We start from the raw sequence: 10,487 nt of genomic DNA, 5'->3' as shown, positions 1-10,487 counted from the left end.
CTCGTGTTGGATTTTTTTGTTTTTCGTGTACGGCCACCACACGTACTAAACCCCTGATTTGCGGGGGCAGAGGCAGAGGTGAATAGGGGCCACCCCCGGCACAAGTGGGGGAGCGGTTTTGCCGGGAAAGGCGTGGGAACGGTAAACAGTTGTTTGGGTTTTCCCCCCTCTGCGGGAGCAAAGCCCGCTCCCACATATTGACCGCGTGTACTCAGATAGAAATCAGCCCGCCAGGCCGACAAACATATCCTGCACATCATCATGGTTGTCCAGGCCTTCCAGGAACGCCTCGACTTCTGCCATCTGCTCATCGGTCAAACCGCTGACCGGGTTCTTGGAGATATAACCCAGCTTGGCCGACAGCACGGTAAAGCCCTGCTCAGGCAAAGCTTTCTGCACGGCATCCAGGTCGGTGGTTTCGGTGATGAACAAGGTGGCGCCTTCTTCACCCTCTTCAAAGTCCTGGGCGCCCGCTTCGATAGCGGCCATTTCCGGATCGGCGTCCGGCGTGTCCGGCGAGGCTTCGATCAGGCCCACATGGTTGAAATCCCAGGCCACCGAACCGGAAGCGCCCAGTTGGCCCTTGCGGAAGGCCACGCGGATTTCCGCCACGGTGCGGTTGATGTTGTCGGTCACACACTCGACGATCAAAGGCACCTGGTGCGGCGCGAAACCTTCGTAGGTCACGCGGTGGTATTGCACAGTCTCACCGAGCAGACCGGCGCCTTTCTTGATCGCGCGGTCCAGGGTTTCCTTGGGCATCGAGGCCTTTTTGGCCTGTTCCACCACCAAGCGCAGGTGCGCGTTGGTCGCGGTGTCGGCGCCGTTGCGGGCGGCGATGGTGATTTCTTTCACCAGCTTGCCGAAAATCTTGCCCTTGGCATTGGCTGCCGCTTCTTTATGTTTGACTTTCCACTGTGCGCCCATGACTCACTCTCTTATTCCCATCGCGCCGAAACGTCTACTGGCCGGCGCTTTGGGGGCAGAGTTTATAGCGCGAGAACGCTTCGTTCCACCAAAAAACCGGCCAAGGCCCTCAGGTGCGCAAGGGTTTGATCACCGCATTGCGGTCCGGCACAAAATCCCCGGCCTGGGCCAGTACGGCGGGCCTGGCATTCCAGTAGGGCATCAGCACCAGCGAAGAAAACAGCGCCGCACCGGCAAACACAATAAATACCGTAACGGTATCGAAATAGCCTGGCAGCAAACCGCCCAGAATCGCCCCCACCGAACCGCAGCCGTTCACAAAACCCGCGGCGGTAGCGCCGGCCTTGGCGGTGCCGAAGTCTATGGCCGCGGTGCTGCTGATCATTGAGTCCGGCCCATACAGCGTCAGGCCCATGACAAACAGCAGGGCCATCACCAGCACCACACTGCCGGTGTGCAGCGCGCCCATGAACAGCGCCAGGGCAAGCGTCAGCGCCAACAGGCTCAGCACACAGGCGGGCATGCGCCGGGCGCCGAACAGTTTGTCGGAGGCCAGGCCGATCAGCACCGGCCCCAGTAAACCAGCCAACTCAAACGCGGTGGGCACGATGGCGGCGCCGACCTTGCCCACCGACGGCATCTGCTCGTAGACGATCACCGGCCCCCACAACAGAATCGCGTAGCGCGCCGGTTTGAGCAGGAAGTACGCCAGCCCCAGGGTCAACACCGTGCGGTTGCGCAGGATCGCGCGCAGGGGTTCGAGTACGCTGACGCGCTGCTGGGCGGCCAACTGCTCGGCGCTCAGCATCGGCTCGGGCTCGACTGCCGGCAAGCCCACATCCTGCGGGGTATTGCGCTGGAACATAAAGAACAACACGGCCACCACCGCTACCACTGCGGCGCTGGAAATAAACGCCGCGTGCCAACTGCCGATCAGCGTATAGGCCCACCAACCGGCAAACGGTGACGCGACCAACCCGCCAAACGCGTAACACGAACTCCATAACCCCAACACCCGCCCCCGCTGCTGCGCCGGGAAGAAACTGCCAAGGTTCTTGCATAACCCCGACCAGCCGGTGGACTGCGCCAAGCCCTGCACTAACATGCAAGTGACAAAGATCGGCAAGGTGGCAAAGGTGCCCATCACCAACGCCGCGCCTGCGGAAATCAGCAAGCCACCAAGCACCACCACCCGTGGCCCGAAGCGGTCGGCAAGCATGCCCCAAGTGAACTGGCCTACGGCATACGCGGCGAGGTAGAGGCCATCCAGGTTGGCCATCATCATTTTGTCGAGGGGGAAACTCGGGTCGTCGCCGATCCCCAGCTTCGCCACTGAAAACGCTTTGCGGGTGAAATAGAACGCGGCATACGCCAGCCAGGTGATGGCAAAAATCTGCACGCGCCAACGCTTGATGCTACCCATAGGGATATTCATGGTGGTTCTGACCTCAGGTGTGAGTGTGCCGGCAGAATCGAAAGAAAACGCCTGTTGTTTTTATGGTTGAGCACTGCAATGCCGGGCCTTGAAGAGCGCGGTATTGGTCAGATGGGTGCGGTGTGCCTGCGCCCATGGCAGCCGTGGTTGTAGGACTCAACCTACGGCGACTGAGGTGCATCAAAGCAATGGCTGACTCATAGGTAAAATCGATTTATCGTATTTCAAATATAAGCTCAGCTTTTAAGAGGACGTGCCATGTCCGTTTCCCATGCCCAGCTCAAAGCCTTCCATGCGGTGGCCATTCACGGCAGTTTTACCGGGGCGGCCGAACGCCTGTTCCTGACGCAACCTGCGATTTCCGACCAGGTGCGCAAACTGGAAGAGCGCTTCGGCGTACTGCTGTTTCACCGCAACAAACGTTCGGTGCGCCTGACCGATCTGGGTGAGCGCCTGCTGGGTATCACCCAACGCCTGTTTGTGATCGAAGCCGAAGCCGAAGAATTGCTGCAGGATTCGCGCGCCCTGCTCACCGGCACCCTCACCCTGGCAGTGGATGCACCCGTGCACGTACTGCCGCAGATTGCGCGCTTCTGCCAGCGCTACCCTGGGATCAGCGTGAAGATCGAAACCGGCAACACCGATGAGTCGCTGTCGCGCCTTTACAACTACCAGGCCGACCTGGCGCTGTTGGGGCGCGATGTCGATGATGCGCGCCTGTTGTCACTGCCGCTGCCCGACGACCAACTTCTGGCTTTTGTCGCACGTGACCATGCCTGGGCCGGGCGCGAATCGATTTGCCTGGCCGACCTCGATAACACCCCGCTGGTGCTGCGGGAAACCGGCTCGGTCACCCGTCAGACCCTGGAGCAGGAAATGCGCCAAGCCGGCCTGCGCATTCGCCCGGCCATCCAGGTGGAAGGCCGCGAAGCCGCCCGGGAAGCCGTGGTGGTGGGAATTGGCGTGGGCGTGGTGTCGGCGGCAGAGTTCGGCGCCGACGCGCGGGTATACGCCATGCCGATCCGCGATTGCACACAACGCATGAAAGAAACCCTGGTGTGCCTGAAAGAGCAGAGTTCACGCCGCGTGGTCGCGACCTTCCTGGAGATCGTGCGTGAGAGCCTTCATGCCAACTCGAAAAACGCCTGAATCAAGCGCAGCGAGCGGCGCCGCTCCATGCAGCCGAGCATGTGCCGGTTCAGCAGGCCATCGCCCAGAATCGGTACCGCCTGTACACGCGGGTCCGGGCTGACCTCCATCGACGACACCACGCCCACGCCCAATTCTGCCGCCACCGCTTCGGTCACGGCTTCACGGCTGTCCAGTTCCAGCAACACTTTGGGTTGCACATTCGCCGCAAGGCACGCGTCATCAAAAGTGCGACGGGTAATGGAGTTGGGCTCGCGCAGCACCATGATCACCTCATGCAACTGCGCCAACTCGATACCGTCAGGCTGCTTGGCCCACGGGTGCGCGGCCGGCACCAAGGCGCAAATTCGTGACTGGTCCAAGGATTGCAGGTGCAGGCCATTGCGCGGCTCCACCTCGGTGAGCACCGCCACATCCGCGTGTTCGGACAGCAGCGCCGCCAGGGTTTCCTGGGCATTGCCCAAACGCAGGTTCACGGTAATGCCGGGGTAGCGCGCGCGCAGGCTGGCGATCATCGGCATGACCAAATGCGGGCCATCCGCCGCCACTTCCAGGCGCCCGGTGAGCAACTGGCGGTTGGCCTCCAGCATGGTTTGCGCCTCGTCGACCAAACCGAAGATCGCCCGAGTGATAGCCGCCAGGCGTGCGCCCTCCTCGGTCAACTCCACCCGGCGTGCGGTGCGGCGCAACAACGGGATCTGGTAGTGCTCCTCAAGCGCCTTGATATGCCCGGTGACCGCCGGCTGGCTGATAAACAGCCGAGCCGCCGCGCGGGTAAAACTGCCCTCGCGGGCCACGGCATCGAATGCACGCAGTTGGAACAGGTTCATAGCTATCGGCCTCACTGATAGCTTGCATAACAACAAACAATTTGATTGATGACAAGCCAAACTGCAATTTAGGCGCCGTAGCTTGAACCCCGACATCTTGCGAGGATTTGACATGACCCCTGCCGCGCCGATCCTGTTGACCCCCGGCCCCCTGACCACCTCGAACCGCACCCGCCAGGCGATGATGGTGGATTGGGGTTCGTGGGACGACCGCTTCAACCAGCTCACAGCCAGTGTGTGCAGGCAGTTGTTGGCGATCCTCAACGGCGCCGAGAGCCACCACTGCGTGCCGTTGCAGGGCAGCGGCACCTTCGCCGTCGAAGCTGCGATCGGCACCTTGGTCCCTCGCAATGGCAAGGTGCTGGTGTTGATCAACGGCGCCTACGGCAAGCGCCTGGCGAAAATCTGCGAGGTGCTTGGCCGCGAATTCAGCATCTTTGAAACCGCCGAAGACGAGCCCACCACTGCTGCCGATGTGGATCGCCTGTTACACGCCGATGCCGCCATCACCCACGTCGCGCTGATCCATTGCGAAACCAGCACCGGCATTCTCAACCCGCTGCCGCAGATCGCCGAGGTGGTCAAACGCCACGGCAAGCGCCTGATCATCGACGCCATGAGTTCCTTCGGCGCGCTGCCGATTGATGCCCGCGAAATCCCCTTCGACGCGCTGATCGCCGCCTCTGGCAAATGCCTGGAGGGCGTACCGGGGATGGGCTTTGTCTTTGCCGAAAAAGCGGCGCTGGCTGCATCCCAGGGCAACTGCCATTCCCTGGCGATGGACCTGTTCGACCAGCACACCTACATGGCCAAGACCGGACAATGGCGCTTCACGCCGCCGACCCACGTGGTTGCTGCTCTGCATGAAGCGCTGTTGCAATACGCCGAGGAAGGCGGCCTGCCCGCCCGTCACCAGCGCTACGTGAATAACTGCCAGGCATTGCTGGACGGCATGGCCGAACTGGGCCTGCGCAGTTTTCTGCCGGCGGCGATCCAAGCGCCGATCATTGCCACCTTCCACGCCCCCACAGACCCGCGCTACCAGTTCAAAGACTTCTACGAACGGGTCAAGGCCAAGGGTTTCATCCTGTATCCGGGCAAACTGACGCAGGTGGAAACCTTTCGCGTGGGCTGCATCGGTCATGTCGACGCGGCCGGCATGCGCGCGGCGGTCGAGGCCATCGCCGAGGTGCTGCAAGAAATGTGTAGGAGCGAGCTTGCTCGCGAAGCGCGTTAACGATGACGCGGGCATCCTGAGTCAACGCGGTGCCTGGATGTTTTTCGCGAGCAAGCTCGCTCCTACAGACATGAATGTCATTACCCACAGGATCTGAATCATGAACTATCAAAACCCCAACACCCTCCAGGCCGTTATCCTCGACTGGGCCGGCACCGTGGTCGATTTCGGCTCCTTCGCCCCCACGCAGATTTTTGTCGAGGCCTTCGCCGAGTTCGACGTGCAAGTCTCTATCGAGGAAGCCCGTGGCCCGATGGGCATGGGCAAGTGGGACCATATCCGCACCCTCTGCGACCAACCGCAAGTTGCCGAACGCTACCGCCAGGCGTTCGGCCGCACGCCCACCGACGACGACGTGACCGCCATCTACCAGCGTTTCATGCCGCTGCAGATCGAGAAAATTGCCGAGCACTCGGCCCTGATCCCCGGCGCCCTCGACACCATCGCCGCCCTGCGCGGCCAAGGTATCAAGATCGGTTCCTGCTCCGGCTACCCCAAGCAGGTGATGGACAAGGTCGTGGCCCTGGCTGCCACCAACGGCTACGTCGCCGACCACGTCGTGGCCACTGACGAAGTGCCCAACGGCCGACCATGGCCGGCCCAGGCGCTGGCTAACGTGATCGCCCTGGGCATTGATGATGTGGCGGCCTGCGTGAAGGTCGACGACACCGTGCCGGGCATTCTCGAAGGTCGCCGTGCCGGCATGTGGACCGTGGCCCTGACCTGCTCTGGCAACGCGCTGGGCATGACCTACGAGCAATTCCGCGCCCTGGACACCGACACACTGGCCAGCGAGCGCCAGCGCATCGAAGCGATGTTCGAAGCTTCACGTCCACACTACCTGATTGACACCATCACCGATCTGCCACGGGTCATCAGTGACATCAACCAGCGCCTGGCCCGCGGGGAAATGCCGCAGGCCTACTGACCGAGGTCAAGACAAGGGCAGTGGCAACAAGCGCAGCGCTCAAAACAGGCATACAGTTAATGCACTCCATCGCTAAAGAATGGAGGTACGCCCTGATGAGTGAGGAACACAGCGATGCCGTGGAAAAATTCCGATACACGCTACAGCACTATGTCCATTGCGTTGCACTGGTTGATGGTGGTGCTGCTGGCGGTGGTCTACGCCTGCATTGAACTGCGCGGCCAATTCCCCAAAGGCAGCGGTGCGCGCACCTTGATTGTTGAAATGCACTTCATGCTCGGCCTTACCGTGTTTGTACTGGTGTGGCTGCGCTTGTTTGCACGTAGCCTGGGGGTGGCGCCGAAGATCGTGCCGGCGCCGCCGCAGTGGCAAAGCCTGCTGGCGACGCTGATGCACGCTGCGTTGTATGCATTGATGATCGGCATGCCGATTGCCGGTTGGTTGATCGTCAGTGCCGAAGGGCATTCAGTGATGTTCTATGGGATGGAATTGCCGCCGCTGATCGCGGAAAACAAAGCATTGGCCAAGGAAATTGAAGGCTGGCACGTGCTATTTGGCCAGATCGGTTACTGGCTGATCGGGCTGCATGCGTTGGCGGGGATCTTTCATCATTACGTGATGCGCGATAACACGGCGCTGCGCATGATGCCGGGTGGGAGGAGGCTTTAAGCCAACCCATTCATCGACCGATACACTTAGGCCATCAGTTAAGCGCAACTCCCCCTGTGGGAGCGGGCTTGCCCCAATGCCAGTCAGTTAAGCGGTCATCGCCTACTGTAGGAGCGAGGGGGACGCCTAGTTCTTGCTCCTGCAAAAAACCTTACCTGACTGGCATTAGGGCTTGCCCGCGAAGGCGGTGTGTCAGTCACAGTATCTCCTACTGCACTACCGCTTTCGCAGGCAAGCCAGCTCCCACAAGGGGTTTGCGTCAGTCGCTGAAGCCTCGGCGGCCTTGCAGGCCGCCGGTGTGGATGAAGATCAGGCGCGTGCCGGGGCTGAAGCGTCCAGCCTCGATCTGCTGTTTCAACGCCAGCAGCGCCTTGCCGGTGTAGAGCGGCTCCAGCGGTAGACCGCACGCTTGTTCGGTGCGCTGGATGAAGTCCAGCAACAGCGGATCGACCTTGGCAAAGCCACCGCGACTGGCGTCCAGCAACGCATAACCGTCCTGCACGATCGCACTCACGTTCTGCGCCACACCGTGGTCATCCGGTACCGCCAGGGCGCCATACACCGGATGCGCACCCGCCTCCGCCATTGCCAGCCCCGCCACTGTCGTGCCGGTACCTGCCGCCAGCCACCAGGCGTCGTAATCGGTCCAACCGAGGCTGCCCAACTGCCCCCGCGCCTGCTCGACCAACACGCCACAGCCCTGCGCACCGGCCAGCCCCCCGCCGCCTTCGGGTATCGGATGAAAGCCCGGATACTGCTCGCGCCAAGGCAACCAGAAATCCGCTTCATGCCGCGCCCGATAACCGCCATAACCCAGCCAATGCAACTGCATGCCGAAGGCTTTAAGGTCGAGAACCGTGGGGGTGTCTTGAGGATGGCCCCGCAGCAGGCCGACGGTGGGGAAGCCAAAACGCTTGCCCGCCGCCGCCAGCGCATGCAAATGGTTGGAGTACGCACCGCCGAGACTCATCACCCCCGTGGCCCCGGCGTGTCGGGCCTGGGCCAGGTGCTCGGTGAGTTTGAACCACTTGTTACCGCTGATCAGCGGGTCGATACAGTCCAGGCGCAGCACGGCCAACTCGACTCCGTTCAGCCAGTCCAGGTGCAAGGGTTCAAGGGGCGCGTGAGGAAGCCAGTCGAAAGGGCCCATCGGCAGGTATCTGAATGAAAAAAGGGGCGGTAGTCTACCACCGCCCCTCTTGACGCCTTACAGCTCGGCCGCCAGGCGCGAGCCCTGGTTGATGGCGCGCTTGGCGTCCAGTTCGGCCGCCACATCGGCGCCGCCGATCAGGTGCACGTTCTGGCCGGCAGCGACCAGGCCGTCGTGCAGTTCGCGCAGCGGGTCCTGGCCGGCACAGATGACGATATTGCCCACCGCCAGTACCTGCGGCTCGCCTTCGGCGCCGATGCGGATATGCAAACCTTCATCGTCGATCTTCAGGTACTCGACACTGTTGAGCATCTGCACCTGCTTGTTCTTCAAGCCGGTGCGGTGGATCCAGCCCGTGGTCTTGCCCAGGCCGTCACCCACCTTGGAAGCCTTGCGTTGCAGCAGGAACACTTCACGGGCCGGTGCATGGCGCTCGGGTTTGATCCCTGCCACGCCGCCACGGGCTTGCAGTTGGGTGTCGATGCCCCATTCTTTCCAGAACGCCTCGCGATCCAGGCTGGTGGATACGCCTTGGTGGACGAGAAATTCAGACACGTCAAAACCGATGCCTCCGGCGCCGATCACCGCCACACGCTTGCCCACCGGCTTGCGTTCGAGGATCACGTCCAGGTAACTCAGGACCTTGGCGTTGTCGACACCGGGAATCGCCGGAGTACGCGGTGCGATGCCGGTGGCCAGGATCACCTCGTCATAACCGCCCGCCACCAGTTGCGCAACGTCCACACGGGTGTTGAGGCACAGCTCGACGTGGGTGGTCTGCAATTTTCCCTTGAAATAACGCAGGGTCTCGAAGAACTCCTCCTTGCCCGGCACGCGCTTGGCGATATTGAACTGGCCGCCGATCTCGCTGGCGGAGTCGAACAAGGTCACTTGATGGCCGCGCTCGGCGGCCACGGTGGCAGCGGCCAGACCCGCGGGGCCTGCGCCGACGACCGCGACCTTTTTGATCTGCTTGACCGGCAAGTAATTGAGCTCGGTTTCGTAGCACGCCCGCGGGTTGACCAGGCAGGTGGTGAGCTTGCCGCCAAAGGTGTGGTCCAGGCAGGCCTGGTTGCAGCCGATGCAGGTATTGATCTCATCGGCGCGCCCGGCGGCGGCCTTGTTGACGAACTCGGGGTCGGCGAGAAACGGCCGCGCCATCGAGACCATATCGGCGTCGCCTTCGGCCAGGATCTGCTCAGCAATTTCCGGAGTGTTGATGCGGTTGGTGGTGATCAGCGGAATCTGTACCGAACCGCGCAATTTGGCCGTGACTTTACTGAACGCACCACGGGGTACCTTGGTGGCGATGGTCGGGATACGGGCTTCGTGCCAGCCGATACCGGTGTTGATGATCGTCGCGCCGGCCTGTTCGATGGCTTTGGCCAACTGCACGATTTCTTCCCAGACGCTGCCGCCTTCCACCAGGTCGAGCATCGACAGGCGGAAGATGATAATGAAGTTCGGGCCTACGGCTTCGCGTACACGGCGCACGATTTCCACCGCCAGGCGCATGCGATTTTCAAAGCTGCCGCCCCAACGGTCGGTGCGATGGTTGGTGTGGGCGGCGAGGAACTGGTTAATGAAGTAGCCTTCGGAACCCATGATTTCCACGCCATCGTACTCGGCGACCTGGGCCAGCAGCGAGCAGGTGACAAAATCCTGGATCTGCTTTTCGATGCCCTCTTCATCCAATTCCTTGGGCTTGAACGGGTTGATGGGCGCCTGGATAGCGCTCGGTGCCACCTGCTTGGGGCTGTAGGCGTAACGCCCGGCGTGGAGGATCTGCATGCAGATCTTGCCACCCGCGTCGTGCACGGCCTGGGTAACGATCTTGTGCTTGCGCGCCTCTTCTTCGGTGGTCAGCTTGGCTGCACCGGCGTACACGCCACCCTCGTCATTGGGGCCGATACCGCCGGTGACCATCAGGCCCACGCCGCCACGGGCACGCTCGGCAAAGTAAGCGGCCATACGCTCGAAACCGCCGGGCTTTTCTTCCAGGCCAGTGTGCATCGAGCCCATCAGGGTACGGTTGCGCAAGGTGGTAAAACCCAGGTCCAACGGGGCCAGCAGGTGCGGGTAGGCAGCAGCGGTCATGGTACAGCTCCACAACGGATCATCACGGGACGTGGCGCACTCGAATGGCGTGCCATCGGTTTATG

At 61.8% G+C, this 10,487-nt stretch carries 9 protein-coding genes; 4 read left to right on the top strand and 5 right to left on the bottom strand.

All coding sequences use genetic code 11. The annotated features are described in order from the left end of the window. Nucleotides 1–222: 222 nt before the first annotated feature. Both CER19_RS06360 and CER19_RS06355 read right to left on the bottom strand, forming a co-directional pair. Nucleotides 223–927, bottom strand: coding sequence for a YebC/PmpR family DNA-binding transcriptional regulator (locus CER19_RS06360; protein WP_003192227.1), 705 nt, complete (start codon nt 925–927; stop codon nt 223–225). Between the two features lie 109 nt (nt 928–1,036). After that, nucleotides 1,037–2,362, bottom strand: coding sequence for an MFS transporter (locus tag CER19_RS06355; RefSeq protein ID WP_116665791.1), 1,326 nt, complete (start codon nt 2,360–2,362; stop codon nt 1,037–1,039). A gap of 258 nt (nt 2,363–2,620) precedes the next feature. Here CER19_RS06355 and CER19_RS06350 point away from each other — a divergent pair, with 258 nt between their 5' ends. Continuing rightward, a complete protein-coding gene (locus CER19_RS06350; RefSeq protein ID WP_116665790.1) occupies nt 2,621–3,511 on the top strand; it encodes a LysR substrate-binding domain-containing protein in 891 nt (296 codons plus the stop codon). On the opposite strand, the gene CER19_RS06345 is transcribed toward CER19_RS06350, so the two are convergent. Then, nucleotides 3,487–4,341: a LysR substrate-binding domain-containing protein gene (locus CER19_RS06345; RefSeq protein WP_116665789.1), complete on the bottom strand. Its 855-nt coding sequence runs from the start codon at nt 4,339–4,341 to the stop codon at nt 3,487–3,489. The two genes, CER19_RS06350 and CER19_RS06345, sit on opposite strands and share 25 nt — an antisense overlap. A gap of 112 nt (nt 4,342–4,453) precedes the next feature. On the opposite strand from CER19_RS06345, the gene CER19_RS06340 reads away from it, so the two are divergent. The 3 genes from CER19_RS06340 to CER19_RS06330 all read left to right on the top strand — a co-directional run bounded on the left by CER19_RS06340 (nt 4,454) and on the right by CER19_RS06330 (nt 7,175). Next, nucleotides 4,454–5,578, top strand: a complete 1,125-nt coding sequence (locus CER19_RS06340) for a 2-aminoethylphosphonate--pyruvate transaminase (RefSeq protein ID WP_116665788.1) — start codon at nt 4,454–4,456, stop codon at nt 5,576–5,578. Nucleotides 5,579–5,678: 100 nt separating this feature from the next. Next, nucleotides 5,679–6,506 carry a phosphonoacetaldehyde hydrolase gene (phnX, locus tag CER19_RS06335; RefSeq protein WP_116665787.1) on the top strand — a complete coding sequence of 276 codons (828 nt, stop codon included), beginning with the start codon at nt 5,679–5,681 and terminating at the stop codon, nt 6,504–6,506. A gap of 114 nt (nt 6,507–6,620) precedes the next feature. After that, a complete protein-coding gene (locus tag CER19_RS06330) occupies nt 6,621–7,175 on the top strand; it encodes a cytochrome b (RefSeq protein WP_116665786.1) in 555 nt (184 codons plus the stop codon). Nucleotides 7,176–7,434: 259 nt separating this feature from the next. Here CER19_RS06330 and CER19_RS06325 read toward each other — a convergent pair whose 3' ends face one another. Next, entirely contained in the window at nt 7,435–8,325 is an 891-nt protein-coding gene (locus CER19_RS06325) for a 1-aminocyclopropane-1-carboxylate deaminase/D-cysteine desulfhydrase (RefSeq protein ID WP_116665785.1), read from the bottom strand. A gap of 57 nt (nt 8,326–8,382) precedes the next feature. Beyond that, the gene (locus tag CER19_RS06320) at nt 8,383–10,422 is read right to left on the bottom strand and encodes an NADPH-dependent 2,4-dienoyl-CoA reductase (RefSeq protein ID WP_116665784.1); all 2,040 of its coding nucleotides are present in this window, start codon (nt 10,420–10,422) and stop codon (nt 8,383–8,385) included. Nucleotides 10,423–10,487: the final 65 nt, after the last annotated feature.

Source organism: Pseudomonas sp. GL93, from assembly GCF_003408955.1.
GTDB lineage: Bacteria > Pseudomonadota > Gammaproteobacteria > Pseudomonadales > Pseudomonadaceae > Aquipseudomonas > Aquipseudomonas paracarnis.
The sequence above is the reverse complement of the archived record's forward strand: the minus strand, read 5'-3'. Positions and strand labels throughout refer to the sequence as shown.